Annotated in this window: 29 protein-coding genes; 16 read left to right on the forward strand and 13 right to left on the reverse strand. The window is 63.3% G+C overall.

The genetic code is table 11. The annotated features are described in order from the left end of the window. The first annotated feature begins 15 nt into the window (after positions 1–15). The 4 genes from AAG793_RS05035 (at position 16) to AAG793_RS05050 (ending at position 2,923) form a co-directional block, all read left to right on the forward strand. Complete coding sequence (locus AAG793_RS05035) at positions 16–390, forward strand: metalloregulator ArsR/SmtB family transcription factor (protein ID WP_341904887.1); 375 nt, start codon at positions 16–18, stop codon at positions 388–390. A 51-nt stretch (positions 391–441) separates the two neighbouring features. After that, complete coding sequence (locus AAG793_RS05040; RefSeq protein ID WP_341904892.1) at positions 442–966, forward strand: arsenate reductase ArsC; 525 nt, start codon at positions 442–444, stop codon at positions 964–966. Beyond that, positions 963–1,652, forward strand: a complete 690-nt coding sequence (locus tag AAG793_RS05045; protein ID WP_341904895.1) for an MIP/aquaporin family protein — start codon at positions 963–965, stop codon at positions 1,650–1,652. The genes AAG793_RS05040 and AAG793_RS05045 overlap by 4 nt, the downstream gene beginning before the upstream one ends. Positions 1,653–1,714: 62 nt before the next feature. After that, on the forward strand, positions 1,715–2,923 hold the full coding sequence (locus tag AAG793_RS05050) for an MFS transporter (protein ID WP_341904897.1): 1,209 nt from the start codon (positions 1,715–1,717) through the stop codon (positions 2,921–2,923). Between the two features lie 17 nt (positions 2,924–2,940). On the opposite strand, the gene AAG793_RS05055 is transcribed toward AAG793_RS05050, so the two are convergent. Then, positions 2,941–3,450 carry a GNAT family N-acetyltransferase gene (locus AAG793_RS05055; RefSeq protein ID WP_341904899.1) on the reverse strand — a complete coding sequence of 170 codons (510 nt, stop codon included), beginning with the start codon at positions 3,448–3,450 and terminating at the stop codon, positions 2,941–2,943. Between the two features lie 66 nt (positions 3,451–3,516). Next, a complete protein-coding gene (locus AAG793_RS05060; protein WP_341904903.1) occupies positions 3,517–3,771 on the reverse strand; it encodes a hypothetical protein in 255 nt (84 codons plus the stop codon). Between the two features lie 123 nt (positions 3,772–3,894). Between AAG793_RS05060 and AAG793_RS05065 the strand changes: the two genes are divergently transcribed. Both AAG793_RS05065 and AAG793_RS05070 read left to right on the forward strand, forming a co-directional pair. Beyond that, complete coding sequence (locus AAG793_RS05065) at positions 3,895–4,491, forward strand: 3'-5' exonuclease (protein WP_341904906.1); 597 nt, start codon at positions 3,895–3,897, stop codon at positions 4,489–4,491. 86 nt (positions 4,492–4,577) lie between these two features. Then, positions 4,578–4,796, forward strand: a complete 219-nt coding sequence (locus AAG793_RS05070) for a hypothetical protein (RefSeq protein WP_341904910.1) — start codon at positions 4,578–4,580, stop codon at positions 4,794–4,796. A gap of 48 nt (positions 4,797–4,844) precedes the next feature. On the opposite strand, the gene dnaB is transcribed toward AAG793_RS05070, so the two are convergent. The 8 genes from dnaB to ppsA all read right to left on the reverse strand — a co-directional run bounded on the left by dnaB (position 4,845) and on the right by ppsA (position 12,888). Continuing rightward, positions 4,845–6,254: a replicative DNA helicase gene (gene dnaB / locus AAG793_RS05075; RefSeq protein ID WP_341904912.1), complete on the reverse strand. Its 1,410-nt coding sequence runs from the start codon at positions 6,252–6,254 to the stop codon at positions 4,845–4,847. A gap of 184 nt (positions 6,255–6,438) precedes the next feature. Then, on the reverse strand, positions 6,439–6,891 hold the full coding sequence (rplI, locus tag AAG793_RS05080; protein WP_341904915.1) for a 50S ribosomal protein L9: 453 nt from the start codon (positions 6,889–6,891) through the stop codon (positions 6,439–6,441). A gap of 11 nt (positions 6,892–6,902) precedes the next feature. Further along, complete coding sequence (gene rpsR / locus AAG793_RS05085) at positions 6,903–7,187, reverse strand: 30S ribosomal protein S18 (RefSeq protein ID WP_341904919.1); 285 nt, start codon at positions 7,185–7,187, stop codon at positions 6,903–6,905. 10 nt (positions 7,188–7,197) lie between these two features. After that, positions 7,198–7,494: a primosomal replication protein N gene (gene priB / locus AAG793_RS05090; protein ID WP_341904921.1), complete on the reverse strand. Its 297-nt coding sequence runs from the start codon at positions 7,492–7,494 to the stop codon at positions 7,198–7,200. 7 nt (positions 7,495–7,501) lie between these two features. After that, the gene (rpsF, locus tag AAG793_RS05095; RefSeq protein ID WP_341904923.1) at positions 7,502–7,870 is read right to left on the reverse strand and encodes a 30S ribosomal protein S6; all 369 of its coding nucleotides are present in this window, start codon (positions 7,868–7,870) and stop codon (positions 7,502–7,504) included. Positions 7,871–8,082: 212 nt separating this feature from the next. Then, positions 8,083–10,194 carry a sodium:solute symporter family protein gene (locus tag AAG793_RS05100; protein ID WP_341904926.1) on the reverse strand — a complete coding sequence of 704 codons (2,112 nt, stop codon included), beginning with the start codon at positions 10,192–10,194 and terminating at the stop codon, positions 8,083–8,085. A gap of 1 nt (position 10,195) precedes the next feature. After that, positions 10,196–10,351 carry a hypothetical protein gene (locus AAG793_RS05105; protein ID WP_341904929.1) on the reverse strand — a complete coding sequence of 52 codons (156 nt, stop codon included), beginning with the start codon at positions 10,349–10,351 and terminating at the stop codon, positions 10,196–10,198. A gap of 137 nt (positions 10,352–10,488) precedes the next feature. Beyond that, positions 10,489–12,888 (reverse strand): phosphoenolpyruvate synthase, encoded by a 2,400-nt coding sequence (gene ppsA / locus AAG793_RS05110; RefSeq protein WP_341904932.1) that lies wholly within the window; start codon positions 12,886–12,888, stop codon positions 10,489–10,491. A gap of 188 nt (positions 12,889–13,076) precedes the next feature. Here ppsA and AAG793_RS05115 point away from each other — a divergent pair, with 188 nt between their 5' ends. The 9 genes from AAG793_RS05115 (at position 13,077) to AAG793_RS05155 (ending at position 22,233) form a co-directional block, all read left to right on the forward strand. Further along, complete coding sequence (locus tag AAG793_RS05115) at positions 13,077–13,898, forward strand: pyruvate, water dikinase regulatory protein (protein ID WP_341904935.1); 822 nt, start codon at positions 13,077–13,079, stop codon at positions 13,896–13,898. A 208-nt stretch (positions 13,899–14,106) separates the two neighbouring features. Beyond that, positions 14,107–14,670, forward strand: coding sequence for an alkyl hydroperoxide reductase subunit C (gene ahpC, locus AAG793_RS05120; RefSeq protein ID WP_341904938.1), 564 nt, complete (start codon positions 14,107–14,109; stop codon positions 14,668–14,670). Between the two features lie 107 nt (positions 14,671–14,777). After that, entirely contained in the window at positions 14,778–16,382 is a 1,605-nt protein-coding gene (ahpF, locus tag AAG793_RS05125) for an alkyl hydroperoxide reductase subunit F (RefSeq protein WP_341904941.1), read from the forward strand. Positions 16,383–16,791: 409 nt separating this feature from the next. Then, positions 16,792–18,921, forward strand: coding sequence for a TonB-dependent siderophore receptor (locus AAG793_RS05130; protein WP_341904943.1), 2,130 nt, complete (start codon positions 16,792–16,794; stop codon positions 18,919–18,921). Between the two features lie 10 nt (positions 18,922–18,931). Further along, complete coding sequence (locus AAG793_RS05135) at positions 18,932–19,651, forward strand: Fe2+-dependent dioxygenase (protein WP_341904946.1); 720 nt, start codon at positions 18,932–18,934, stop codon at positions 19,649–19,651. Positions 19,652–19,928: 277 nt separating this feature from the next. Next, the gene (locus AAG793_RS05140; RefSeq protein ID WP_341904949.1) at positions 19,929–20,666 is read left to right on the forward strand and encodes an energy transducer TonB; all 738 of its coding nucleotides are present in this window, start codon (positions 19,929–19,931) and stop codon (positions 20,664–20,666) included. A gap of 66 nt (positions 20,667–20,732) precedes the next feature. After that, complete coding sequence (locus AAG793_RS05145) at positions 20,733–21,464, forward strand: MotA/TolQ/ExbB proton channel family protein (protein ID WP_341904952.1); 732 nt, start codon at positions 20,733–20,735, stop codon at positions 21,462–21,464. 26 nt (positions 21,465–21,490) lie between these two features. Beyond that, a complete protein-coding gene (locus AAG793_RS05150) occupies positions 21,491–21,901 on the forward strand; it encodes a biopolymer transporter ExbD (protein WP_341904954.1) in 411 nt (136 codons plus the stop codon). Positions 21,902–22,026: 125 nt separating this feature from the next. Then, on the forward strand, positions 22,027–22,233 hold the full coding sequence (locus tag AAG793_RS05155; RefSeq protein WP_341905427.1) for a hemin uptake protein HemP: 207 nt from the start codon (positions 22,027–22,029) through the stop codon (positions 22,231–22,233). A 116-nt stretch (positions 22,234–22,349) separates the two neighbouring features. On the opposite strand, the gene AAG793_RS05160 is transcribed toward AAG793_RS05155, so the two are convergent. After that, positions 22,350–22,757 (reverse strand): heme-binding protein, encoded by a 408-nt coding sequence (locus tag AAG793_RS05160; RefSeq protein ID WP_341904956.1) that lies wholly within the window; start codon positions 22,755–22,757, stop codon positions 22,350–22,352. Positions 22,758–22,972: 215 nt separating this feature from the next. On the opposite strand from AAG793_RS05160, the gene AAG793_RS05165 reads away from it, so the two are divergent. Beyond that, complete coding sequence (locus tag AAG793_RS05165; RefSeq protein ID WP_341904959.1) at positions 22,973–23,671, forward strand: Bax inhibitor-1/YccA family protein; 699 nt, start codon at positions 22,973–22,975, stop codon at positions 23,669–23,671. Positions 23,672–23,756: 85 nt separating this feature from the next. On the opposite strand, the gene rlmD is transcribed toward AAG793_RS05165, so the two are convergent. Both rlmD and AAG793_RS05175 read right to left on the reverse strand, forming a co-directional pair. Continuing rightward, positions 23,757–25,238, reverse strand: coding sequence for a 23S rRNA (uracil(1939)-C(5))-methyltransferase RlmD (gene rlmD, locus AAG793_RS05170; RefSeq protein ID WP_341904962.1), 1,482 nt, complete (start codon positions 25,236–25,238; stop codon positions 23,757–23,759). Positions 25,239–25,302: 64 nt separating this feature from the next. After that, complete coding sequence (locus AAG793_RS05175) at positions 25,303–26,214, reverse strand: peptidoglycan DD-metalloendopeptidase family protein (protein WP_341904964.1); 912 nt, start codon at positions 26,212–26,214, stop codon at positions 25,303–25,305. Positions 26,215–26,310 lie beyond the last annotated feature (96 nt).

Raw genomic sequence — 26,310 nt, forward strand, 5'->3', positions numbered from 1 at the left:
AATTATATTTGAATCATGGAAACAGTTACCGCACCACCCTCCCCCCTCACCCTGCTCAGCCCCCTCGACGAAAGCGCTGCCGTCAAGGCGCTGGCGGCCCTGGCTCAAGCCCAGCGCCTGCGCGCCTTCCGGGCGCTGGTGGTGGCGGGGCCGACCGGGCTCACGCCGGGGGCCATGTCGGCGCAGCTGGGCGTGGCGCCCAGCGCCCTGTCGTTCCACCTCAAGGAGCTGACGCACGCCGGCCTCATCAGCAGTGAGGCGCGGGGCCGCAACCTGATTTACCGCGCCAGCTTCGGCCACATGAACGCCCTGCTCGGCTACCTCACCGAGCACTGCTGCGAGGGCCAGGTCTGCAGCACCACGGCTGACGCGGCCTGCGTCGCTTGCTGAGGCGGTTGGCGCTTCACCACACACCTTCCCTGTCCACCCATGCCCCCACCCATGTCCACGACCATGAACAACGAAACCCTGAACGTTCTTTTCCTGTGCACCCACAACTCGGCCCGCAGCATCCTCGCCGAAGCCGCGTTGAACCACATGGGCCGCGGCCGCTTCAAGGCCTGGTCGGCTGGCAGCAGCCCGCGCGACTACCAGCAGCCCAACCCGCTGGGCCTGCAGGTGCTGAAAAACGCTGGCATTTCCACCGACGGCCTGTACAGCAAAAGCTGGGATGAATTTGCCCAGCCCAACGCACCAAAGATGGATCTGATCATCACCGTCTGCGACAACGCCGCTGGCGAAGTCTGCCCGATCTGGCCCGGCCACCCGGCCACGGCCCACTGGGGCTACGCTGACCCGTCAGAGGCCACCGGCACTGACGAGGAGCGGCTTGAAGCCTTTCGCCAGACGCTGTATGCCATCCGCAAACGCCTGGAGCTGCTGCTCAATCTGCCACCGGCCAGCCTGGAGCGGATGGCGCTGCAGGGCACGGCACGGGCGCTGGCCAACAGCAACGTGCCAGCATGAGCGCAGCTGCCAGGCCGCTGGGCCGACAGCTCTTTGCAGAGGGTCTGGGCACTGCCGCGCTGCTGTGCGCCGTGATCGGCTCCGGCATCATGGCCGAGCGCCTGAGCGCCGGCAACAACGGTGTAGCGCTGCTGGCCAACACACTGGCCACCGTATTCGCGCTGTATGTGCTGATTGAGTTGCTGGGCCCGCTGAGCGGCGCGCACTTCAACCCGGTGGTCACGCTGGTGCTGTGGTCCAAGGGGCTGTTCGCACAGGAGGCCCCTGCGCGTGCCGCGACACTGTTCATCGTGGTCCAGTTGCTGGGCGCCGTGGCTGGCGCCTGGCTGGCGCATGCGATGTTCGACATGAGCATTCTGCAATTCAGTACCAAGCTGCGCACCGGCGCAGGGCAGTGGCTAGCCGAGGCAATTGCCACCGCCGGACTGATTCTTGTGGTGCTGCGCGCGCCTGCAGGCAAGGCCGCCGCGATGGTCGCGTGCTACATCGGCGCGGCCTACTGGTTCACCGCCAGCACCTCGTTTGCCAACCCGGCTGCGGTGATGGGCCGCATGCTGTCTGACAGCTTTGCCGGCATCGCGCCGGTCAGCGCACCGGGCTTTGTGCTGTCGCAGGTGGCCGGGGCGCTGGTGGCCCTGGGCATCGACACAATGCTTGGAAAGCAGGCGACCCCAGGTGATCGCTGAAGCGCTGACCGACTTGCGGCTGATTCGCTGCCCTGCCTTGTTTTGTTGCTACGCTCTCTGATGTGAGCTCGCGTACATCCGTTGTCTGGGGCCTTGGCATCGCGCAGACGCTGGCGTGGGCCTCAAGCTATTACCTGCCCGCCATTCTGGCCGTGCCGATGGCGCGCGACCTGGGCGTGAGCACCCCCACTGTGTTCGCCGCTTTCTCCGTGGCACTGGTGGTGTCGGCCGTTCTCGGGCCTGCCGCTGGAAAAACCATTGACCGCTACGGGGGTCGCCCGGTGCTCACCGCGACCAGCCTAGTGTTTGCGCTGGGCCTTGCGGCCATCGGACTGGCGCAAGGGCCGGTCGGCCTTTTTACCGGCTGGATCATCCTCGGCGTGGCGATGGCTGCCGGGCTGTATGAGGCGGCCTTCGCCACACTGGTGCGCCTGTACGGCAAGGACGCCCGCAGCACCATCACCGGCATCACGCTGCTGGCAGGCTTTGCCAGCACGGTGGGCTGGCCGCTGAGCACCTGGCTGGAGCTGGAGTGGGGCTGGCGCGCCGCCTGTCTGACGTGGGCCGGGTTGCACCTCGTGGTGGCGCTGCCTTTGAACTGGGTTCTGCCAAGCGCACCGCGCGCAGCACCAGGGCATGCGGCGCACCCCTCCCATCCACCCGCGGAAACAGATTCAACACGGCCACCAGCCTCTCCAGCAACTGCTGCCACGCGCACTGCTTTTCTGCTGGCCACAGTGTTCGCCGTCACCTGGTTCATCAGCACCGCGATGGCCGCCCACCTGCCGCGCCTGTTGCAGGCCAACGGCGTCACGCTGGCCACGGCGCTGCTGTTCGCCGGTCTGGTGGGGCCGGCCCAGGTGGCAGGCCGGGTGCTGGAATACAGCCTGCTGCGCCATGTCCACCCGCTCATCTCGGCCCGCGCTGCGGCGGGCATGCACACGCTGGGCGCCGGCCTGTTCCTGCTGGGCGGTGTGCCGCTGGGGGCCCTGTTCACCGTGCTGCACGGGGCCGGCAATGGCGTGCTGACGATTGCCAAAGGCACCTTGCCGCTGGTGCTGTTTGGCACCCGCGACTACGGCGCGCGTCAGGGCCTGCTGATGGTGCCCGCACGCTTTGCGCAAGCCAGTGCACCCTGGCTGTTTGGCCTGGCGCTCGACCATTTCGGTGGTGCTGCGCTGTGGTTTTCAGCCGCGCTCGGGCTGGTGGGGCTGACCGCGCTGCTGCTGCTGCGGGATACACAGGCTACCGCTGATTCCGCCCGCTCCTGACGGCTATTTCAAGCGGCTCAGCTCAGCCACTTCTGGAAAAACTGCGCCTGCCCCATCGCCGGGTCCAGCTGATAAGCAGCAAAGCCAATGCGTTCATACAGCCGGATCGCGCTCTGGTTGCCTTGCAACACCTCCAGCGTCATCTTGCAGGCGCCGCGCTCCCGCGCAATCGCCTCAGCCAGCGCCAGCATCTTCTCGCCGACGCGCTGACCGCGATGCCCCGGCAGCACCGCCACATCGTGCACATTCACCAGCGGCTTGCAGGCAAAGGTGGAAAAGCCTTCAATGCAATTGATCAGCCCGACCGGCTGCTCGCCATCGAACGCCAGCACGCTGAAGGCATGGGGCCTCGCCACCAGTTCGGGCACCAGCCGCGATTTGGCGAAATCGCTCAGCCCTTCGCCACCACCGGCCGGGTCTTGTGCATAGGCGTCGAGCAGCATCACGACGGCGGCGGCATGCACGGGGTTGCTGTAGTCGGCGCGGCAAATCCGCAGCGCGGTGGGCGTGGTGTCAGGCAGGGTCATGGGATCGATGAAATTCCGGAATTTTAGTAAGGTGAAAAGTGCTCGGCCGGGCCCTCAGTCCGGCAATCAGTCTGGAATGAAGCGCGCGTTGAAGGTCACCTCGTCCTCGGGCAGCTCCAGCGTGACCAGTTGACCCATCTTCATGTCGGCCAGCCGGCAGGCCCCGAACAGGCTGTATTTGCCTTTGAGGCCATAGCTTTCCATGTCGATCAGCATGTAGGGGTGCGGCAGGAAGACGCGGTAGAGGAAGATCGTTCGGTGCCGGTTCCGTGGCGAGGGGAAGAGCTTGTATTCGTCGTTGGTGATGCCCTGGGCTGCCATCGGTTTGCTTTCAATAGTCAGGTGCTGTGATCGGTGTGCGCAAGAACCAGTGCCTGACTGTAAGCTCTGGGGCGACCCGACCGAATCACCCTGTGCCAATCACCCTGACCGAGACCACCGCCCATGACCGAGCGCCACCCCACCCCCAGCAAAGACGAGATCGCCCTGCTGGAGCCTTTTGACCGCCTGGGTCTGGACCAGATCGAGGTGGTCAATACTCCCGCACAGGCCGCCAGCGCCCTGAAGGCCCTCCAGGGCGCCACCGTGCTGGGTTTTGACACCGAGTCCAAGCCCACGTTTGCCGTGAATGAACAGTCAGAGGGCCCGCACATCGTGCAACTCTCGACGCTGCACAAGGTCTGGATTTTCCAGCTCGAAGACGAAGATTGCCGCCGCGCCGTAGCGCACTTGCTGGAGTCGCCTGCCATCACCAAGGCCGGCTTTGGCCTGGGTGATGACCGGCGCCGCATCATCCACAAGCTGGGCGTGGACCTGCAGGGCGTGCTGGAGTTGAACACCGTGTTCCGCGAGCGCGGCTACCGCAAGGACATGGGCGTGCGTGGTGCGGTGGCGGTGCTGTTCAACAAGCGCTTCATCAAGTCCAAGAAAGCCGCGACCTCCAACTGGGCCAACCGACAACTGACCGAGGCCCAGATTGTTTACGCGGCCAACGATGCTTATGCAGCGCTGCGGGTGTTCCATGCGCTGGGCTTGGGTTAGTGGCTTGACTGAGCCACGGCAAGATGCACGACCGCTCACTTATCATCGACGCCAACACGAACCACCCCTACAACCCGAGGACTGCCATGAAATACCTGTTGCTGCTGGCTTGCGTGATGACGATGACCGGCTGCGCCGCCGAACTGGTGAGCGTCAACGACAAATTGATCGTCGTGAAAGCCCGCCCCTCGAAGCTGGGCGAGGCACAGGACATTGCAGAGACCGAATGCCTCAAGCGTGGCCTGCACGCGAGGCTGACCACCCGGCCCGCAGAGGGGCAGTATGGGTTTGACTGCGTGCGCTAAAGCACCCAGCGACGAAATTCTCACGACGGGGGATCGCCCCGCGCCCGCTCAGAAATCCCCGCTGCTGTGCGCGAGGCTCTCGAACTTGGTGATGCGGTTGATGAAGGCGAGTTTGACCGTGCCCGTGGGACCGTTACGCTGCTTGCTGATGATGACCTCGGCCACACCAGGCTCCTTGCAGGCCTCCTTGGTGTAGTACTCATCGCGGTAGATGAACATGATGATGTCGGCGTCCTGCTCGATGGCGCCGGACTCGCGCAGGTCGCTCATCATCGGGCGCTTGTCGGTGCGCGACTCCACGCCCCGGCTGAGCTGCGACAGCGCAATCACTGGGCACTGCAGTTCCTTGGCCAGCATCTTGAGGCCGCGTGAAATCTCGCCCACCGCAGTGGCGCGGTTTTCTTCGCTCATGCTGCTGGACACGCTCATCAGCTGCAGGTAGTCCACCACGATCAGGCCCAGCTTGCCGCACTGCCGGGCCAGCCGGCGGGCGTTGGCGCGCAGCTCGCTGACCGTGAGGCCTGCAGTCTCGTCGATGTGCAGCGAGATGTTGCGCAGCTTCTCGATGGCCTCGGTCAGGCGCGGCCATTCTTCATCAGTCAGCGCGCCGGTACGCAGATGGGTCTGGTCGATGCGGCCGATGGAGCCGACGATACGTACGGCTAGTTGCGACGCACCCATCTCCATCGAGAATACCGCCACGGGCAGGCCTTCGTTGAGTGCCACATGCTCGGCGATGTTGATGGCGAGCGCGGTCTTCCCCATCGAGGGCCTTGCCGCCAGAATGACCAGATCACCGGCCTGAAAGCCGGACGTCATACGGTCCAGATCGTAGAAGCCGGTGGGCACGCCAGTGACGTCCTGCGGGTTCTCCGACATCTCGGTCACGCGGTCGAGCAGACTCACGACCAGGGTGTCCATGCTCTGGAAGCCCTGCTTCATGCGCGAGCCCTGCTCGCCGATGTTGAAGATTTTTTGTTCGGCCTCGTCCAGAATCGTGGCGACCGCCTTGCCCTGCGGGTTGAAGGCGTTGGTGGCGATCTCGTCGCTGGCAGAGACCAGCTTGCGCAGGATGGAGCGCTCGCGCACGATCTCGGCGTAGCGGCGCACGTTGCTGGCGCTGGGCACGTACTGGGCCAGCGCGTTGAGGTAGCTCAGGCCGCCGATTTCATCGGCCTTGCCCTGGTTCTGCAGGTGCTCATACACCGTGATGATGTCGGCCGGCTTGGAGGCGTTGATGAGCGCGCCCACTGCCGCATAAATGAGCTGGTGCTCGCGGCGATAGAAGTCCTGGTCGGTGAGCAGATCGCCCACGCGGTCCCACGCGCCGTTGTCGAGCAGCAGGCCACCGAGCACACTGGACTCGCCCTCGATGGAGTGCGGCGGAATGCGCAGCTGCGCGATCTGCGGGTCGGCGCTGTAGCCGGGGTCGTTGTAGGCGGAAAGTACGGCGGACATTGGGAAACCTTGATAGCTCTACATGCTAGCGCCTCAGCGGTGCACAGTCACTCGGGTGGTGCAACAGGCTGTGGATAAATCTGGGGGCAACCCAGTGGATGAAGGCAGGGACAACTGTGTAAAAGTTGTGTACCGAAAATAAAAAAGCCGCTCAGCGAGCGGCCTTTTCAAGTGTCGTGAAGACTTAGGCGGTTTCGCCGTACACCGTCACGGTAATGTCTACCGTCACGTCGGTGTGCAGTGCCACGCTCACAGCGTGGTCGCCCACGACCTTCAGCGGGCCGTTCGGCATGCGGATCTGCGACTTGGCAACGGCAAAGCCCTGTTTGGTCAACTCACCTGCGATGTCGAAGTTGGTGACGGAGCCGAACAGGCGGCCGTCCACACCGGCTTTCTGGGTCAGCTTGACGGTGGTACCGCCCAGCTTTTCGCCCAGCGCCTGCATTTCAGCGAGCTTGGCAGCGGCGGCTTTTTCGAGCTCGGCGCGCTTGACTTCAAATTCCTTGATGGCCGCTGCGGTGGCGCGACGGGCGCGGCCGGAGGGGATCAGGAAGTTGCGTGCGTAGCCGTCTTTGACCTTGACGACTTCGCCCAGGTTACCGAGGTTCACGACTTTGTCGAGCAGAATGATTTGCATGGTCGTGCTCCTTACAGGGTACGGTGTTGGTCGCTGTACGGCAGCATCGCCAGGAAGCGTGCGCGCTTGACGGCGGTGTTGATCTGGCGCTGGAAGATCGCGCGCGTGCCGGTCAGGCGTGCGGGGATGATCTTGCCGTTTTCGGCGACGAAGTCGCGCAGGGTGTCGATGTCCTTGTAGTCAATTTCTTCGACGCCGGCAGCGGTGAAGCGGCAAAAGCGCTTGCGCTTGAACAGCAGGGATTGTGTGTTGCGCTTGGGGCGCTTGTCTTTGTTGAAACGTTTTGGTCCGGGCATGATGGACTCCTTAAATCGGGGTGATCGGGTTTACAGATTGAATGTGTAAAACAATGCTTTTGCTGGTACGTGCGTTGATCATGAACCCGGTGAACAGATGGGGCTTGCCTAATTCGAGCCGGCCGGTGGTTTCTGCCAGCGATCCGAAGGCTACTGCCCTGACTGTCAACTTGACCTGCCTGGTGACCCCTGCCTCGACAACTTCGGACTCGTGTTCGAGTACAAGGTTGAGGGCCGGGATGCCGGCTGGCGTGTAGCGAAGAGGACTTGCCTCGGCGATGCACGCGGTCAGTCTGACCTGGTTCAATGAATGATCAGTTGCCTGCGTACTCGGCTTGCTGGGTCTTGCGCGCTTCTTCGCGCTCGACGTTGCGCATCATCAGCGAAGGGCCGGTTTCGGCTTTCTTCTTGACGACGGTCAGGTGACGCAGCACGGCATCGTTGAATTTGAACGCGTGTTCAATTTCTTCCATCACAGCCTGGCTGGCTTCGATGTTGATGCACAGGTAGTGGGCTTTGGCCAGTTTCTGGATCAGGTACACCAGTTGACGGCGGCCCCAGTCTTCAACACGGTGCACTTTGCCACCGCCAGCGGTGATCATGCCCTTGTAACGTTCCAGCATGGCTGGGACTTGCTCGCTTTGATCCGGGTGGATCAGCAAGACGATCTCGTAGTGACGCATAGACTCTCCTTGTGGTTGATAAAGCTGCCCCAGCGTCGAACCTGTGAAGGTATTGGGTGCAGCAAGGCGAAGCCCATGAGTATAACACCCCCACAGTTGCTCACTGCGTGTAGCGCCCTGCCCCCCAAGGGGGCCGCTCCGCCTGCGGCCTGGCGAAGCCAGTTCCGCGGCTCCTGCTGGTCAGGAAATCCACTGCGCGGGTCGCAGGGTTTTTAGAGCTGTTTTAGATCAGGGTAACGGATGTACTCGACCAGGTCCTGCACCTTCTCGCTGGGGGGTTTGGTCACCAGGCTGACCAGGATCATCACCGCGAAACCGACCGGAACGCCAAACAGCCCGGCGGAAATGGGCTCTATGCCCCACCACAGGCGCACCGGTGAGGTGATGCCCAACAGCTCCCGCAGCCAGGGCTGGGTGGTGAACATGTAATAAGTAGTCACTGCGAGCCCGGCGGTCATGCCCAAAACCGCCGCCGTGCCGGTGGCGCGTTTCCAGAAAATACCCAGACTGAGCGCCGGGAAGAACGAGGCCGCCGCAAAAGAAAACGCCGCCGACACCAGAAACAGGATGTCCGCCGGCTTTTGCGCCGCCACATAGGCCGCTAGCAAGGCCACGATCAGCAGCAAGATTTTGGACACCGTGACGCGGCTGACCGTCGAGGCGTTCGGGTCGATCATCTTGTAATAGAGGTCGTGGCCCAGCGCGTTGGCAATCGTCAGCAGCAGGCCATCGGCGGTCGACAGCGCGGCGGCCAGGCCACCCGCCGCCACCAGCCCTGACACCACATACGGCAGGCCGGCCAGCTCGGGCGTGAGCAGCACGATGATGTCACCGCCAATCGTCATTTCGTTGAGCTGGAGAATCCGGTCGCTGTTGATGTCGGTGATCGACAGCAGGGAAGGTTCAATACGGCTCCAGTAGCTCACCCAGGCCGGCAGCTGGTCAAAGCGCAGGCCCACCACCGAATTGAAGATTTCGTATTTCACAAGCACTGCCAGCGCAGGGGCGGTGAAGTACAGCAGGAAGATGCAGAACAGCGACCAGGTCACCGACTGCCGCGCCTCCTTCACGCTGGGCACGGTGTAGTAGCGCATCAGGATGTGCGGCAGCGCGGCCGTGCCCACCATCAGGCAGAACATCAGGGCCAGAAAATTGCGCCGCGACGTCTCGAACTGCGCCTTCTGCTGGGGTGTGCCGTCGGGGTCACCCGCAAACTGTGAGGCGTGCGGCGGCATGCCGTTGAGCGGCTGGCTCTTGGTTTCAGCCACGGTACGCGCAGCCGTCCAGCTCTCGATGGCGCCCGCTTCGTTCTTGGGCATCGCGCCCAGGGCGCGCGCGGCAGAAGACACATCCAGAACGCCAGCATTGCTTGCTTTCAGCGCCTCCAGCAGGCCGCTGGCGGCAGCCCTGTCTTCAGCCAGTGCTTCCGCGGGACGGCGCAGTTTCTCGCTCAGGGCCTCTGCGCGCTGCTTGAAAAGCTCACGCACCTGCAGTTCACCCGGATCGACCGCCAGCTCTTTTTCCTTGGCCGTCACCTTTTCCAGCTGCAGGCCATACACCAGCTGAGGCAAGGGCACGCCGGTCTGTTTGACCGACAGCCACACCACCGGAATCATGTACGCCGCCACAAGAATGATGTACTGGGCCACCTGCGTCCACGTCACCGCCCGCATACCGCCCAGGAAAGAACACACCAGAATGCCGCCCAGCCCGAGAAAAATACCCAGCTCGAAAGCAATGCCGGTCAGGTAGGAGGTGATGAGGCCCACGCCGTAGATCTGCGCCACCAGATAGGTGAACGAGCACAGGATGGCGGCGCCGACGCCAATCAGCCGTGGCAGGCGCCCGCCGTAACGCTCACCCAGAAAGTCGGGAATAGTGAACTGGCCGAACTTGCGCAGATAGGGCGCCAGCACCAGCGCCACCAGGCAGTAGCCGCCCGTCCAGCCCATGATGAAGGCCAGTCCGTTGTAGCCGGTGAGGTAGAGCGTGCCTGCCAGCCCGAGAAACGACGCGGCGGACATCCAGTCGGCGCCGGTGGCCATGCCGTTGTAGACGGCCGGCACACGGCGCCCCGCCACGTAATACTCTGCCGCATCGGTGGTGCGGCTCATCAGGCCGATGCCGGCATAAAGACCAATGGTGGTCAGCAAAAAGGCGGCGCCTATCCACAGGCGGGGCAGGCCAAGGCCCTCTGCAGCGGCGAGTATCAGCACGAACACCACCAGACCGAAGGCATACCAGCGGTACACCCGGTTGAGTTCTGACTTGAACTGCTGGGTGGACAGCTGGGCACCGTCGCGGGAGCCGAAGAATCCGCTCACGTCAGCGGTCCCCGCCAGTCAGATCGCGCCCGCGACCCGGCCACTGCGGCGGGCGCCGGGCAGACATCGCTGGCGAGGCGCGTTCAGCAATCAGTTTGACGGTGGCTGCCGCAGCGATCATGGGAGGTGTCCAGCGCAGCGCTACAAGACGCTGCATGACCAAAGAAGCCTTTGATTGTCATCAGCGGGCTTGCCACTGGCTTACCGCCGGAGGGCAATGCCCCCGGGGTTTTCCCTTGGTGACCGACCAGGCTGCGTCGCGGCTGGTCGGCTGCAGATCGCTCAGTACACGACTCAGTTAGCGAGCTGCTTCCAGGTGTCGATCACCGTGTCGGGGTTCAGCGAAATCGAGCCGATGCCCTGCTCTTTCAGCCACTGGGCAAAGTCGGGGTGGTCGCTGGGACCCTGACCGCAGATACCCACGTACTTGCCCTGGCGCTTGCAGGCGCTGATGGCCATGCTCAGCAGTGCCTTCACGGCCGGATCACGCTCGTCGAAGTCTTTCGACAAAATCTCCAGGCCCGAGTCGCGGTCCAGTCCGAGCGTGAGCTGGGTCAGGTCGTTGGAGCCAATCGAGAAGCCATCGAAGTATTCAAGGAACTGGTCGGCCAGCACCGCGTTGCTCGGGATCTCGCACATCATGATGATGCGCAGGCCGTCCTGGCCACGCTTGAGGCCGTGCTGCGCGAGCAGCTCGGTCACCGCCTTGGCCTGGCCCAGCGTGCGCACAAACGGCACCATCACCTCGACATTGGTCAGGCCCATGTCGTTGCGCACGCGCTTGACCGCCTCGCACTCCATCGCGAAGGCCTCGGCAAAGTCAGGGCTGAGGTAGCGTGCAGCGCCGCGGAAGCCCAGCATCGGGTTCTCTTCTTCCGGCTCGTAGCGGGAGCCGCCAATCAGCTTGCGGTATTCGTTCGACTTGAAGTCCGACAGGCGGACGATCACCGACTTGGGCCAGAACGCGGCGCCGATGGTGGCGATGCCTTCGGCCACCTTGTCGACATAGAAGGCACGCGGCGAGGCATGGCCGCGGGCCACGCTTTCCACCGCTTTTTTCAGATCGGCATCGACATTCGGGTAGTCGAGGATGGCCTTGGGGTGCACGCCGATGTTGTTGTTGATGATGAACTCCAGCCGGGCCAGGCCCACGCCCTGATTGGGAATCTGGCAGAAGTCAAAGGCCAGCTGCGGGTTGCCCACGTTCATCATGATCTTGATGTCGATGGGCGGCATCTCGCCGCGCTGCACGTCGGTGATTTCGGTTTCCAGCAGTCCGTCGTAAATGTTGCCGGTATCGCCCTCGGCGCAGCTCACGGTGACCAGCATGCCGTCTTTCAGGTGCTCGGTGGCGTCCCCGCAGCCGACCACGGCCGGAATGCCCAGCTCGCGCGCGATGATGGCTGCGTGGCAGGTGCGACCGCCGCGGTTGGTGACGATGGCGCTGGCGCGCTTCATCACCGGCTCCCAGTTCGGGTCGGTCATGTCGGTCACCAACACGTCGCCGGGCTGGACCTGGTCCATGTCCTTGATGTCGTGCACGATGCGCACCGGGCCGGTTCCGATCTTCTGGCCGATGGCGCGGCCTTCGGCCAGCACGGTACCGGTGCCCTTGAGCTTGTAGCGCTGCTCGGACTGGCCCTTGGACTGGCTCTTTACCGTCTCGGGGCGGGCCTGCAGGATGTAGAGCTGGCCGTCGGTGCCGTCCTTGCCCCATTCCACGTCCATCGGGCGACCGTAGTGGCCTTCGATGATGAGGGCGTAGCGGGCCAGCTGCTCCACATCGTCGTCGGTCAGCGAGAAGCGGTTGCGCAGCTCGGTGGGCACATCGGTGGTCTTGACGAGCTTGCCAGTGGCTTTTTTCTCTTCCGGCGTGCTGAACTCCATCTGCAGCAGCTTGCTGCCCAGGTTACGACGGATCACTGCGCGCTTCCCGGCCTTCAGCATCGGCTTGTGCACATAGAACTCGTCGGGATTCACAGCGCCCTGCACCACGGTTTCACCCAGGCCATAGCTGGAGGTGATGAACACCACGTCTTCGAAGCCACTTTCGGTGTCGATGGTGAACATCACGCCGGCAGCGCCCAGATCGCTGCGCACCATGCGCTGGATGCCGGCCGACAGCGCCACGTTGGCATGGGCAAAGCCCTTGTGCACGCGGTAGCTGATGGCGCGGTCGTTGTAGAGCGAGGCGAACACCTCTTTCATCTTGTGCAGCACGTCTTCAATGCCGACGACGTTCAGAAAGGTTTCCTGCTGCCCGGCAAACGATGCATCTGGCAGGTCTTCGGCGGTGGCCGACGAACGCACTGCATAGCTGGCCTGCGGGTTGCCGGCGCTCAGCGCGGCGAAGCTATCGCGGACGGCTTTTTCCAGATCAGCCGGGAACGGCTGGGCTTCGACCATCGCGCGGATTTTCGCGCCAGCCTCGGCGAGTGCGCGCACATCGTCGGTGTCGAGCGCGTCGAGCAGTGCGTTGATTTTGTCGTCCAGCCCGCCATGGGCCATGAAGACGCGGAAGGCGTGGGCGGTGGTGGCAAATCCCGTGGGGACCCGCACGCCCTTGGGGCCGGTGGGCAGTTGCGAGATCATCTCGCCGAGGCTGGCGTTCTTGCCGCCAACGGCCTCGACGTCTGTCATCCTCAGGTTTTCAAACGGTACGACCAGGGCGGTCGCCTCAAAAAGCTTGGACATGAAAATACTCCGGGAGGTTTAAAAACCGGGGATTTCACGATGCGCGGCAAACAACCTTGTTGTGGTTCTAGGGGGTTGTGGCGGGGCATGGTGTGACAGACGGGATAATTGCCTGCATTGTAGGCGCCCGGTCTTTTGCGGGGAACTGCAAGCCGCTGCCATACCTTTCACCAGCCTGACCACCCACCATGTCCAATCGCACCGTGTTCTACATCTCTGACGGCACCGGCATCACCGCAGAGACCTTCGGCAACGCCATCCTGGCGCAGTTCGAGTTCAAACCGCGGCATGTGCGACTGCCCTTCATCGACAGCGTGGACAAGGCGCACCAGGCGGTCCGGCAGATCAACCACACGGCCGAAACAGAGGGCAAGCGCCCCATTGTGTTCACCACGCTGGTCAACATGGAGATCCTCGCAGTCATCAAGGGCCAGTGCAACGGCATGCTGCTCGACATGTTCGGCATGTTCGTTGCGCCGCTGGAGGGCGAACTGGGCATCAAGTCCAACCACCGGGTAGGCCGGTTTTCGGATGCCTCGAAAAGCCAGGAATACGACAACCGCATTGAGGCCATCAATTTCTCGCTGGCCCATGACGACGGCCAGAGCAACCGCGACCTGCAGAGCTCGGAAGTGATTCTGGTGGGCGTGAGCCGCAGCGGCAAGACGCCGACATCGCTCTATCTGGCGATGCAGTACGGCATCAAGACCTCCAACTACCCGCTGATTCCGGAAGACTTCGAGCGCCGGCAGTTGCCGCCCGCGCTGGTGCCGCATCGCAAGAAGATATTCGGCCTGACGATTGCCCCCGAGCGGCTGAGCCAGATCCGCAACGAACGCCGCCCGAACTCGGTGTACGCCAGCCTGGCCAACTGCCGCCATGAAATCCACGAGGCCGAGGCGATGATGCGGCGCGAAGGCATCCGCTGGCTGTCGACCACCACCAAGTCGATCGAGGAAATCGCCACCACCATCCTCCAGGAAATCCGGCCGGAGCGGCTGGAATACTGACCCGCCTCCCCTGCCGCCATCCTCTCCCGTGTGACTTCACCCTCTCAAACCGGCCGGGGGCAGCCAACCAGCCGCACCGGGCAGACACCACCGATAGCCAAAACCGATGGGTCGAATCCATTTAATTAATTGGATTGATGGGTCGCCTGCCCTTATCCTTCATGGCTGCGCAATCTTTCACACCAACCACTACAAAGGAAACCTGCAAATGTCCCTGATCAATACCACCGTCCAGCCTTTCAAGACCCAGGCTTACCTCAATGGCAAGTTCATCGAAGTGTCCAATGAGTCGCTCAAGGGCAAGTGGTCGGTCCTGATCTTCATGCCGGCAGCTTTTACCTTCAACTGCCCGACCGAAGTCGAAGACGCTGCTGACAACTACGCCGAGTTCCAGAAGGCCGGTGCCGAGGTCTACATCGTGACCACCGACACGCACTTCTCGCACAAGGTGTGGCACGAGACCTCCCCCGCCGTGGGCAAGGCCAAGTTCCCGCTGGTGGGCGACCCCACCCATGTGCTGACCAACGCCTTCGGTGTGCACATCCCCGAAGAAGGCTTGGCACTGCGCGGCACCTTCGTGATCAACCCTGAAGGCGTGATCAAGACGGCCGAAGTTCACTCGAACGAAATCGCCCGTGACGTGAAAGAAACCCTGCGCAAGCTGAAAGCTGCCCAGTACACCGCTGCTCACCCAGGCCAGGTCTGCCCTGCCAAGTGGAACGAAGGCGCCAAGACGATTGCCCCGTCGATCGACCTCGTCGGCAAGATCTAAGCCCCAGCGACCGGAGCCCGGGCGATGCACACCTCGGTGTGCCCCGGGCTTTTTTGTTCCTCATTTTTCCTTTTTGACACGATACAGCCATCGAAAGCGAGTTCGCCATGCTTGACGCAGACACCAAAGCCCAACTGAAATCCTATCTTGAGCGCGCGACGCAGCCGATCGAGATCGTGGCTTCGCTTGACAACAGCGATGCCTCGGGCGAAGTGCTGTCGCTGCTGAAGGACGTGGCCGACTCCTCGCCACTGGTCAAGCTGACCGAGAGCCGCGATGACCCGCACCGCAAACCCTCGTTCTCGATCAACCGCCCCGGCGAAAACCACGGCCCGCGTTTTGCCGGTCTGCCGATGGGCCATGAGTTCACCTCGCTGATCCTGGCGTTGCTGCAGATTGGCGGCTACCCACCCAAGGTCGAGCAGGAAGTGCTGGAGCAGATCAAGGCGCTGGACCGCGACCTTGAGTTCGAGGTGTATGTCTCGCTGACCTGCCACAACTGCCCCGACGTGGTTCAGGCGCTGAACCTGATGGCGGTGCAGAACCCGCGCATCAAGACCACCATGATTGAAGGCGGCACCTTCCAGGATGAGGTGAAGGAGCGCGAGATCATGGGCGTGCCCACCGTATTCCTCAACGGCACCATGTTCGGCAACGGCCGCATGAGCCTGGAAGAAATCCTCGCCAAGATCGACACCAGCGGCGTCGAGCGCGAGGCCAAGAAGATTGATGCCAAGGACCCCTTCGACGTGCTGATCGTCGGCGGTGGCCCGGCCGGTGCAGCTGCAGCGGTGTATGCCGCACGTAAGGGCATCCGCACTGGCGTGGCGTCGGAGCGCTTTGGCGGCCAGGTGCTGGACACCCTGGGCATCGAGAACTTCATCTCGATCAAGGAGACCGAAGGCCCCAAGTTTGCCCACGCGCTGGAAGAGCATGTGCGCAACTACGACGTGGACATCATGAATCTGCAGCGTGCCAAGGCCCTGCTGCCGAACAGCGGCGACGGCAAGGACCTGATCGAGATCCAGCTGGAGAGCGGCGCTTCGCTGAAAAGCAAGTCGGTCATCATTTCCACTGGCGCGCGCTGGCGCAACATCAACGTGCCCGGTGAGCATGAGTTCAAGAACAAGGGCGTGGCCTACTGCCCGCACTGCGACGGACCGCTGTTCAAGGGCAAGCGCGTGGCGGTGATTGGCGGCGGCAACTCGGGCGTCGAGGCGGCGATTGACCTCGCTGGCATCGTCGGCCATGTGACGCTGATCGAGTTCGACACCGCCCTGCGCGCCGATGCGGTGCTGCAGCGCAAGCTGATGAGTCTGGCCAACGTCGAAGTCATCACCAACGCGCAGACCACCGAGATCACCGGCGACCAGAAAGTCACTGGCCTGGTTTACAAGGACCGCGCCAGCGGCGAGTTGAAAACCGTGGCGCTCGAAGGCGTGTTCATCCAGATCGGTCTGGTGCCCAACACCGACTGGCTCAAGGGCGTGGTTGAACTGTCCAAACACGGCGAGATCATTGTGGATGCACGTGGCCAGACCTCGGTGCCAGGTGTTTTCGCTGCCGGCGACGCGACCACGGTGCCGTTCAAGCAGATCATCATTGCCGCTGGCGATGGTGCCAAGGCAGCGCTGGGTGCGTTTGACTACCTCATTCGCACGCCAGCAGCAGGTGCAACGGCCGCAGAGAAGGCGGCGGCAGCGGCGCACTGATCGAGCCTGCGCCCCGCACTGCAACGCCCGCTTCGGCGGGCTTTGTCGTTTCTTCGCGCCTCTGATTCAAAAAGCCTTCATTGTTTTGATTCTTATTTGAGAATGATTCTCATTTGAGTTATACTTGAGCCTGATTCATTCGCAGCCAGCCCACTTGCGCTCCTGACCCCGACCGGCGTCAGCGCAAACCAGCCAAGCCATTCCCCAATCACCCGGGCCCTCGCCAACTGGCAACGGCCCGCCTGGAAGCCTACCCCGGCCCAGATGGTTCTACATGGTTCATATGGCTCACATGGCTGCCCGTATTTCTGCACGCACTTCCGACACACATTCCCTGCCGCATCCGACGGCACATCCACTTCAACACCCCATTCACTACCCACTCCCGCTTGGCGCACTGATGCTCGCCATGTCTGCCTCCAATTGGGCGCAGGGTGTGGGGCCCACCGGTAATGAAGCCGCTCTGCTCGAAGGCAAAACCCTCGCGCCAGTCACCATCACCGGCACACAGGAGCCCGCAGGGCGCAGTGCCACCTACCAGAGCGGCATCACCAGCGTGGGCAAGATGCCTGTACCCGCCAAGGACATTCCTCAGTCCCTCACCGTGGTCAACGACAAGCTGATCCACGACCAGGGCAAGGACAGCATGAAAAGCGCGCTGGAAAACGTGGTGGGCATCACCTTCGAGGCCGGTGAAGGCGGCCGCGTCGGCGACAACATCCGTCTGCGCGGCTTCAGCGCGGCGGGCGACATCTACCTCGACGGCATGCGCGACATTGCCCAGTACAACCGCGACACATTCAACGTCGAACGCATCGAGGTGCTGCGCGGCGCGGCTTCCATGCTGTTTGGCCGCGGCTCCACCGGCGGCATCATCAACCAGGTCAGCAAGCAGCCCGGCGTGGTGACCGGTCACGAACTCAATGCCACCGTCGGCACTGACGGCTACCAGCGCTACCAAGGCGACTTCAATTTCCGGCTGGAAGACAACGCGGCCCTGCGGCTCAATGCCATGGCCACAGACGCCAACGGCCGCGGCGACAACACCGGTGCAGCCACCCACCGCCGCGGGCTGGCGCTGGACTATCGCTTCGGCATCGGCACGGCCAACGAGTTCCAGATCAGCTACTACCACCTGCACTACAACGACAAGCCGGATTGGGGCTTTGCCTGGCTCAACGGCCGCCCCGCGCCGTCGCCCACCAACCGATACTGGTACGGCCTTGATTTGGACTTCCAGAACGACAGCGCCGACGTGCTGACGCTGTCACACACCCACCGCTGGACCGACGGCAGCAGTCTGAAGACCACGCTGCGCGATGGTTACTACTCGCGTGCCATGTGGGCCACCCAATCGAGCTTTGCCACTGGTACCACGTCGTCCAACCTGAGTGCGAACACCGTCGTCAACCGCCGCACCAACGCCAAGTCGGGCAATGAGCACCACACCTTTTTGCAGACCGACTACCTCACACAAACGCAGTGGTTTGGCCGCCGCAACCAGATCCTGCTGGGCGCCGAATACGCGATTGAAAACTCCAGCCGCTCCACCTACCCCTTCCTCGCGGCAAACAAGCCGTCCACCACCGTCGGCAACCCGAGCAGCGCTGGCGTCGCCGGCAACCTGACGGAGCGCGTGGCCACCGAGTTCCGCGCCGCCACACTGGGCCTGTATGCGCAGGACACCATAGACCTCAGCGCCACCTGGAAACTGGTGGCTGGCGTGCGGCTGGATAACTTCCGCGGTGACTTCAACCGCAGCGGCAATGCGGCGCCCAACAACACCCCACTGTCGCGCTCCGACACACTGCTCAGCAAGCGCCTGGGCCTGATGTACCAGCCCGACACCGAGAGCAGCTACTACGTGGCCTGGGGAACGTCGTTCAATACCTCGGGCGACCTCTACCAGTTCGATCCGCAATCGGCCAACACGCCACCAGAGAGCAGCCGCAACATCGAGATCGGCGCCAAGTGGGAGCTGTATGAAGGCGACCTGTCACTGCGCACCTCCCTCACCCGCACCGACAAGTACAACGAGCGCAACACCGACATCGACACGGCCAACAACTCCTACCTGCTGTCCGGCCGACGCCACACCGATGCGCTGGAGTTTGAAGTCGCTGGCCGCATCACGCCCAGCTGGGATGTGTTTGCAGGCATTGGCTTTCTTCGTGCAGTGATTGACCAGGCCGGCTCCAATGCGGCCGGGCAGGCCGAGGTAGGCCAGAACCCCGGCCTCAGCCCCAGCCGCCAAGCCACGCTGTTCACCACCTGGCGCATCGACGAGCGCTGGCGAATTGGCGGCGGCTTCACCGCCGTCAGCCAGAACAAACCCGCCAACAGCGTGACCTCCACCAACCGTGCGCCGGGTTACGTGAAAGCCGACGCGCTGGTCGAGTACCGCGTCAATGCCGCCAACACGGTGAAGCTGAACATCGACAACCTGTTCAACAAGGTCTACTACAACACGCTCTACCGCGGCTTTGCCGCCCCCGGCCCCGAGCGCAGCGTGCGCGTGACGCTCACCAGCCGATTCTGAGACCACCACCATGCTGCTGCGAATCCATCAGGTCCTGACCACCGACGAACTGGCGCAAGTGCGCGAGCTCGTGCTCGGCGCCGACTGGGCCGATGGCCGCCTCACCGCAGGCAGCCAGAGCGGCGCGGTGAAGAACAACCAGCAAGTGCCGGAAGACCTGCCGGCGGCGCAGCAGGCACGGCATCTGGTGTCGGTGGCGCTGGCCCGCCACCCGATGTTCGTGACCGGCGCGCTGCCCCGGTCGGTGTACCCGCCGCTCTTTAACCGCTACAGCGGGGCCGCCAATCATTTCGGCGACCACATCGACAACGCGGTGCGCACCCATGCCGCCACGGCCCGGCATGTGCGCACCGACATCTCGTGCACTCTGTTCCTCAGCGACCCGGCCAGCTACGACGGCGGCGAGCTGGTGGTGCAGGACACCTATGGCGAGCAGCGCATCAAGTTCGACGCGGGGGACCTGGTCATGTACCCCGGCACCTCGGTGCATCGGGTGGAGCCGGTGACACGCGGCGAGCGCCTGGCCTGTTTTTTCTGGGTCGAGAGCATGGTGCGCCACGACGCCCAGCGCCGCCTGCTCTACGACATGGACATGGCCATCACGGCCCTGCGCCGCAAGGAACTGCAGACCGCCGCTGCAGACACTGCCAGTGGGCCGGGCGAAAGCCCCGAAGTGGTCCGGCTCACCGGCTGCTATCACAACCTGCTGCGGATGTGGGCCACGGTGTAAGCCGCATGCTGACACCCCGGTACCAACGCCATTTCACTTTTTTACCCACCAAGGAGCTGACTATGCCTGTCCCGTGCCCCATTTCCCGCCACCACGCCCTGCAAGATAATGGCCGAAGCCAAGCCGTCCGCCGCGTCGTGCAACGCCTGCAGGCGGCCTGCTGATGGACGCGCTGATGATGAGCCTGGTGCTGGTGGTGGGCGCCACATTCTGGATCCTGCAGCGCTGAACGCAGCCCACTCGCCTTGAACCCATGGATCGATGGACCCCTGCATCAATGAACTCTGCTCCCTCGCACCGACCCCAACCGCCCGCAGGCCGCACATGGCCCGTGGGGCGCAATGGCACGATCGCGCTGGCGGTGGTCGGCCTGCATGTCGGCGTGCTGTGGGCACTGCAGAACGGTCTGTTGATGCGCACGTCAGAGCGGGTGGTGCCGGTGGCGCTGATCGGGCAATGGGTGACGCCGCCTGCGGCCACCCCGGCGCCGCCACAGCCCGCCGCCGCGCCGGCTGCACCCGTGACGGAAAAACGCAAGCCAGCCGTCCCGGTGGCCCGACCCTCCACGTCGCCGCAGCCCCTGGCCGCCACCGATCCAGCACCTGCCCCCGTTCCTGCCACTGCGGAGCCATCCAATCCGGGCAGCACCGCCGCAGCGCCTGCCGTCACGGCGCCACCGGCTGCAACCACTGGCAGTGCCAGTGCCGCAGCCACGGCGGCCGTGGTGCAACTGCCTTCCAGTGATGCCGACTACCTGCAAAACCCCAAGCCCCCCTACCCGCCCCTGAGCGAGCGGCTGGGCGAACAGGGCAACGTGATCTACAAGGTCTGGATAGGCACCGATGGCCGGGCGCAGCGTGCCGAACTGGTCAGCTCCAGCGGTTTCGCCCGGCTCGACAAGGCCGCTTACGACACCGTGATGCGCTGGCGCTATGTGCCGGGCAAACGCAATGGCGTGCCGGAGGCGATGGCCTTCAATGTCCCGATCCGCTGGCAACTGCGAAGCAGCCCCTGAGCGGGCCACCTTCCAGCACCCGCCGAACTGAACCACACCGATATTTGAACTTTGGAGCAACGATTCATGAACTCACAATTTGGCCTTGCCAACGTCTGGAGCCAGGGCGACATGGTCACCCGTGGCGTGGCCCTGCTGCTGCTGGCGATGTCGCTGGCCTCCTGGATGGTCATCATCATCAAGACGCTGGACCTGCTGCGCTACAAAAAGGTGTCCCAGGCCGCAGAGGCCTTCTGGCACAGCGAAGACTTTGCCGCCGGCCTGGCCGCACTGGGCAATGACCCCGCCAACCCCTTTCGCCAACTCGCCCAGCAGGGCCGTGAGGCCACGCTGCACCATCGCCAGACCAAGGCGCAGTTGCACGATACGCTGGATGTGAGCGACTGGGTCACGCGCACCCTGCGCAATGTGATCGACGAGTTCACCGGCAAGCTGCAGTCCGGGCTGGCCATCCTCGCCTCGGTGGGCTCCACCGCGCCTTTCGTCGGCTTGTTCGGTACGGTGTGGGGCATCTACCATGCGCTGCTCGCCATCGGCGCGGCAGGCCAGGCCACCATCGACAAGGTCGCTGGGCCGATTGGCGAGTCGCTGATCATGACGGCACTGGGCCTGGCAGTGGCGATTCCTGCTGTGCTGGGCTACAACGCGCTGGTGCGCGGCAACAAGGGCGTGCTGCAAAAGCTCAGCCGCTTTGCGCATGATCTGCATGCCTACTTCGTGACCGGCGCCCGCGTGGGCTCAAACGGATCCAGTGGATCGGGGGGTTCTGCCCAGATCGTCCCCATCAAGTCCGCCTGACCTCAAGCGCCACGCAGGAGCACACCATGGCCTTTGGCACCCAGGACGACACCGACGAGGTGATGAACGAAATCAATATGACACCCATGGTGGACATCATGCTGGTGCTGCTCATCATCTTCATCATCACGATTCCGGTGATGAAGGACTCTGTCAACATTGACCTGCCCCGCGCCAGCAGCGCGGCGCAAAACATCCAGCCCGACACGCTGCGCCTGAGCGTCGATGCCTCAGGCAGCTACTTCCTCAACGACACGCCGGTGGCCGATGACGCCCTGCCAGCCCGACTGCAAGCCGCCGCAGCGCAAAACCCGCAGCCCGACCTGCACATCCGCGGCGACAAGGCGGTGCGCTACGAGCGTGTGGCCCAGGCCATGGCGGCGGCCCAGCGGGCGGGCCTGCGAAAAATCGGCTTCATCACAGAACCGGCTCCCTGAGGACGGCAATCCCTTGACTGACCGCGTTTGCTTCAGTTTGCTTGACTTTTAAATGCGAATGGTTATCATTTAATAACCGTACAAAAATACATCTGCTGTCACACACCTTCCCATCAACCATGCCCATGTCCCTCGCCCCTTCACTGCTGATCCCGCAAGCTGCCAACGCCCCCGTGCAGCCCCCGAACGGCCGCCCGGCACCTGGACAGGCGCCGGCGGCTGTGGACAGCACAGACATCCTGCGAGGCCAAAAAGCGGTGGACATCAGCCACAACGGCGCGCTGTACCGCCTGCAAACCACGCGGCTGGGCAAGCTGATCCTGACCAAGTGAGCCCGTCACAACGCGATTGCACCGCCCACGAAAAAGCCGGCCTGAAAGCCGGCTTTTTTCATGGGGAACCAATACCAACAGCGTCGGATCGCGTCAGTAGCCTCCCGCTGAGGCGCTCAGAGGCCGATGGCCGCCAGACCGGCCCGCGCGATCTGCACGTCTTCGGTCGACTTCACACCGCTCACGCCGACGGCGCCGATGCAGTGGCCATCCTTCATGACGGGAACACCGCCTTCGAGCATGCCGCTGAGCAGCGGTGCCGAGAGGAAGGACGTCCGGCCACCGTTGATGGTGTCTTCGTAAATCTTGCTTTCACGCCGGCCCATGGCTGCGGTGTGGGCTTTTGCCGGGGCGATATGCGCGGAAATGGCGGGTGCGCCGTCCAGGCGGTGCAGGTGCAGCAGGTGGCCGCCGTCGTCCACCACGGCGATGGTGACCGCCCAGTTGTTCTTCAGGGCTTCCGCTTCGGCGGCGGCCACGATGGTTTTCACGTCTGCGGATTCGAGAAATGCTTTGGATTTCATGGTGATAAATAGAAGTAAGAAATTGCTGCAGGGAATTGCGACAAACCCTTGAGCATACGCATATTCCGGCACCCCTACCGGTTTCATTGGGTGCAATGCGGCTTATGGAACCCTTACAAAAAGTAGGGGGTGTCATGGGGTGATTACTTGAAATCAGGGGTCTGCACCCTAAAATCCGATTGCCCGCATATGCAGGCTATCTGGAGATCATGTTCATGAGCGACAACATTCAAACCCTCGACCCGGCTGGCTACGGTTCTGCTGTCTCGGCGGAACAACGCAATCGGGTGTTGCGCAACACGTACTGGCTGCTGGCACTGAGCCTGCTGCCCACCGTACTGGGCGCCTGGATCGGTGTGGCCACCGGCATCACGAGTTCGCTGTCTGGCGGCCTCGGACTGATCGTTTTCCTTGGCGGCGCATTCGGCTTCATGTTTGCCATCGAGAAAACCAAGAACTCGGCAGCGGGTGTGCCCGTGCTGCTGGCCTTCACCTTCTTCATGGGTCTCATGCTCTCGCGCATGATCGGCATGATCCTGGGCTTCAAGAATGGCTCCGAACTCATCATGACCGCCATGGGCGGTACGGCTGGTGTGTTTTTCGTGATGGCTTCCCTCTCGACGGTCATCAAGCGCGACCTGTCCGGCATGGGCAAGTGGCTGTTTGTTGGCGCCATGGTGGTCATGGTCGGCAGCATCATCAACGTGTTCGTGGGCTCCACGGCCGGCATGATGGCCATCTCGGTGGCCGTGATCGGCATTTTCAGCGCCTACATGCTGTATGACCTGAAGCGCATCCTGGACGGCGGCGAGACCAACTACATCAGCGCCACGCTGGCCCTGTATCTGGACATCTTCAACGTGTTCCAGGCCCTGCTGGCCCTGCTCGGTATTGCCGGCGGCGACCGCGAATAAACGGTCAGCGCATCGCACCCATCAAAAAAGGGCCTTCGGGCCCTTTTTCTTTGGCCGCTCTCTTTGGCGGCTTGACGCAGAAGACTCAGGCGGTCGGTGACTCTATGCGGTCGAACACGGCAATGCTTTCCACATGCGCCGTGTGCGGAAACATGTTCACCACACCCGCAGCCGAGCAGCGCCAGGCCCCGGTTTCCACCAGCACGCCCGCATCGCGTGCCAGCGTGGCCGGGTTACAGCTCACGTACACGATGCGCTGCGGCGGCGCCCAGTCGCCCAATGCCAAGCTCTGCTGCTGGTCACCGTCATCACAGGGCACGCCGGTGCTCATCTGCCGCTGCAGCGCGGCGAGCGCCTTGAACAGCTCGAAAGCACCTTCCCGGGGCGGGTCGACCAGCCATTTGTCCGCACGGCCGTCCTTCACCAGCATGGCCGGCGTCATCTCGAACAGGTTGCGGGCCACAAACGCCGTGGGGGCCAGCGCCCCCCGCGCGGTCGAGGCTGTACGGTTCCTCGCAAAGTTCTCCCGCGAGCGCGCCACCAGCGCCTCACTGCCCTCGATGCCCAGCACTTCGCGGGCTCGCGTGGCCAGCGGCAGCGTGAAATTGCCCAGTCCACAAAACCAGTCGATCACCCGCTCGTGCGACTGCACGGCCAGCAAGCGCAGCGCACGCGACACCAGCACCTGATTGATGTGCGGATTGACCTGAGTGAAATCGGTGGGGCGAAACGGCATGGTGATGCCGAACTCTGGCAGGCCGTAGCTGAGGTCTGCTGAACTGTCAGTGGCCGGGTCGAGCAAGGCCACGGTGTCGAGCCCGCCGGGCTGCACCCACCACTGCAGGCCCGCATGTTGCGCCGCAAAGTCCCGCAGGCGCTGCTTGTCGGCCTCACTCAGGGGCGCCATATGGCGCAGCACCAGTGCGGTCACGTGGTCGCCGCAGGCCAGTTCGATCTGCGGCACGGTCTCGCGCGCATCCATCGCACCGATCAGTGCACGCAGCGGCAGCAGCATGGCACTGACATGGACGGGCAACACCGGGCACTGCTGCATGTCGGCCACATAACTGCTCTTGCGCTCATGAAAGCCGACCAGCACCGCATTTTTCTTGCGCACAAAGCGCACCGACAGGCGTGCCCGGTAGCGGTAGCCCCAGGCCGGCCCCTCGATGGGCCGCAGCAGGTTGTCGGCCTTGACCTTGCCGATGTGCTGCAGGTTGTCTTCGAGCACACGCTGCTTCACAGCCACCTGCGCCCCGGCATGCAGATGCTGCATCTTGCAGCCACCGCAGGCCCCGGTGTGCAGGCCAAAATGTGGACACGCCGGCACCACGCGCTGCGACGATTCGCGGTGAATCGCCATCACCACAGCTTTTTCAAAACTGCTTTTCTTGCGGTAGACGTTGGCAGTGACCCGCTCGAAGGGCAGCGCCCCTTCGATGAACACCACCTTGCCGTCAGCCCGGTGCGCAATGCCCTGCGCTTCAATGTCCAGGGACTCCACCTGCAGGATGTCAGGCGCGTATTCAGTCGTGGCGCCTTGCGCGCCAGCTTGTTCTTCTGTCATGCCCGAATTGTCTCAGGTCCAACAACCCTGAAATGGGCCTGCAAGCCCTGGCGTACAGCCCCGCTTATTTGGCAGGCAGGTATTTGGCCGGATCCACCGGCTTGCCCTGGCGGCGGATTTCAAAGTGCAGCTTCACGCGGTCGGTGTCGCTGTTGCCCATCTCGGCAATTTTCTGGCCACGCTTGACCGACTGGTCTTCCTTGACCAGCAGCGTCTGGTTGTGCGCGTAGGCCGTCAGAAAGGTGTTGTTGTGCTTCAGGATGATCAGGTTGCCATAGCCGCGCAGGCCGGCACCGGCATAGACCACGCGGCCATCGGCAGAGGCGACCACTGGGTCACCGGCCTTGCCGCTGATGTCAAAGCCCTTGTTCTTGGCCTCGTCAAAGCCGGCCAGCAAGGTGCCCTGCGCCGGCCAGATCCATGCCAGGTCCTCATCGCCAGAGGGCGCGGCAGGCTGTGCTGGCGGCGGGTTGCTGGCTGGTGCCGCCTGCGCGGGCGCCTGGTTGGTGCTGTTGACCGTGCCAGACGTCACCGGACGGGTCACCACGGCGGTATTCTCGTTCGGGGGCACCACCCGCAGAACCTGCCCGACCTCAATGATGTTCGGATTTTCGAGGTTGTTCCAGCGGACGATGTCACGCCAGTTCTGGCCGTTGTCCAGACCGATGCGGATCAGAGTGTCGCCGGGTCGCACGGCGTAGTAGCCGGGCTTGCCTGCATTCTCGAAACCAGGGAGCTGCTTCACATTGCCGGTGTCCACCGCGCCCGCACCCTGCCGGGGCATGCCTGTGCCACGGTCTTCCACGGGTGCCATGCTGCCACGCGCCCCACATCCAGCCAGCAGCGCTGCAGCGAGCAAGGCCGCGCCGAAACCACTCCAGCGGTTGAGGCTGGAATATGTCGCGCGTTCACCGCCCGCAGACTGGCGCGCATGGAAAACAGGGGAGAAGCTGCAAGGCAGTACCGTTTGATTCATGGGTGCTTTCGACTTCCATCTGGGTGGTGGGGAAAAGCCCGCAAAAACACGGGCGCTGCAGTCGTCTCCTTGGGGTGGCGCAGGGCGAACACGCGC

The sequence above is a fragment of the Polaromonas sp. YR568 genome (assembly GCF_943372955.1).
Taxonomy (GTDB): domain Bacteria; phylum Pseudomonadota; class Gammaproteobacteria; order Burkholderiales; family Burkholderiaceae_C; genus Polaromonas.

Coding starts and splice junctions, on each gene's coding strand:
- AAG793_RS05165 (WP_341904959.1), top strand. CDS start 22,973: ATGAGCGACAACATTCAAACCCTCGACCCGGCTGGCTACGGTTCTGCT.
- rlmD (WP_341904962.1), bottom strand. CDS start 25,238: ATGACAGAAGAACAAGCTGGCGCGCAAGGCGCCACGACTGAATACGCG.
- AAG793_RS05040 (WP_341904892.1), top strand. CDS start 442: ATGTCCACGACCATGAACAACGAAACCCTGAACGTTCTTTTCCTGTGC.
- AAG793_RS05055 (WP_341904899.1), bottom strand. CDS start 3,450: ATGACCCTGCCTGACACCACGCCCACCGCGCTGCGGATTTGCCGCGCC.
- AAG793_RS05140 (WP_341904949.1), top strand. CDS start 19,929: ATGAACTCTGCTCCCTCGCACCGACCCCAACCGCCCGCAGGCCGCACA.
- AAG793_RS05065 (WP_341904906.1), top strand. CDS start 3,895: ATGACCGAGCGCCACCCCACCCCCAGCAAAGACGAGATCGCCCTGCTG.
- rpsF (WP_341904923.1), bottom strand. CDS start 7,870: ATGCGTCACTACGAGATCGTCTTGCTGATCCACCCGGATCAAAGCGAG.
- ahpF (WP_341904941.1), top strand. CDS start 14,778: ATGCTTGACGCAGACACCAAAGCCCAACTGAAATCCTATCTTGAGCGC.
- AAG793_RS05035 (WP_341904887.1), top strand. CDS start 16: ATGGAAACAGTTACCGCACCACCCTCCCCCCTCACCCTGCTCAGCCCC.
- AAG793_RS05160 (WP_341904956.1), bottom strand. CDS start 22,757: ATGAAATCCAAAGCATTTCTCGAATCCGCAGACGTGAAAACCATCGTG.
- AAG793_RS05060 (WP_341904903.1), bottom strand. CDS start 3,771: ATGGCAGCCCAGGGCATCACCAACGACGAATACAAGCTCTTCCCCTCG.
- ahpC (WP_341904938.1), top strand. CDS start 14,107: ATGTCCCTGATCAATACCACCGTCCAGCCTTTCAAGACCCAGGCTTAC.
- AAG793_RS05045 (WP_341904895.1), top strand. CDS start 963: ATGAGCGCAGCTGCCAGGCCGCTGGGCCGACAGCTCTTTGCAGAGGGT.
- AAG793_RS05150 (WP_341904954.1), top strand. CDS start 21,491: ATGGCCTTTGGCACCCAGGACGACACCGACGAGGTGATGAACGAAATC.
- AAG793_RS05130 (WP_341904943.1), top strand. CDS start 16,792: ATGTCTGCCTCCAATTGGGCGCAGGGTGTGGGGCCCACCGGTAATGAA.
- AAG793_RS05070 (WP_341904910.1), top strand. CDS start 4,578: ATGAAATACCTGTTGCTGCTGGCTTGCGTGATGACGATGACCGGCTGC.
- AAG793_RS05115 (WP_341904935.1), top strand. CDS start 13,077: ATGTCCAATCGCACCGTGTTCTACATCTCTGACGGCACCGGCATCACC.
- AAG793_RS05175 (WP_341904964.1), bottom strand. CDS start 26,214: ATGAATCAAACGGTACTGCCTTGCAGCTTCTCCCCTGTTTTCCATGCG.
- AAG793_RS05155 (WP_341905427.1), top strand. CDS start 22,027: ATGTCCCTCGCCCCTTCACTGCTGATCCCGCAAGCTGCCAACGCCCCC.
- dnaB (WP_341904912.1), bottom strand. CDS start 6,254: ATGTCCGCCGTACTTTCCGCCTACAACGACCCCGGCTACAGCGCCGAC.
- rpsR (WP_341904919.1), bottom strand. CDS start 7,187: ATGCCCGGACCAAAACGTTTCAACAAAGACAAGCGCCCCAAGCGCAAC.
- rplI (WP_341904915.1), bottom strand. CDS start 6,891: ATGCAAATCATTCTGCTCGACAAAGTCGTGAACCTCGGTAACCTGGGC.
- AAG793_RS05135 (WP_341904946.1), top strand. CDS start 18,932: ATGCTGCTGCGAATCCATCAGGTCCTGACCACCGACGAACTGGCGCAA.
- AAG793_RS05145 (WP_341904952.1), top strand. CDS start 20,733: ATGAACTCACAATTTGGCCTTGCCAACGTCTGGAGCCAGGGCGACATG.
- ppsA (WP_341904932.1), bottom strand. CDS start 12,888: ATGTCCAAGCTTTTTGAGGCGACCGCCCTGGTCGTACCGTTTGAAAAC.
- AAG793_RS05105 (WP_341904929.1), bottom strand. CDS start 10,351: ATGCAGCGTCTTGTAGCGCTGCGCTGGACACCTCCCATGATCGCTGCG.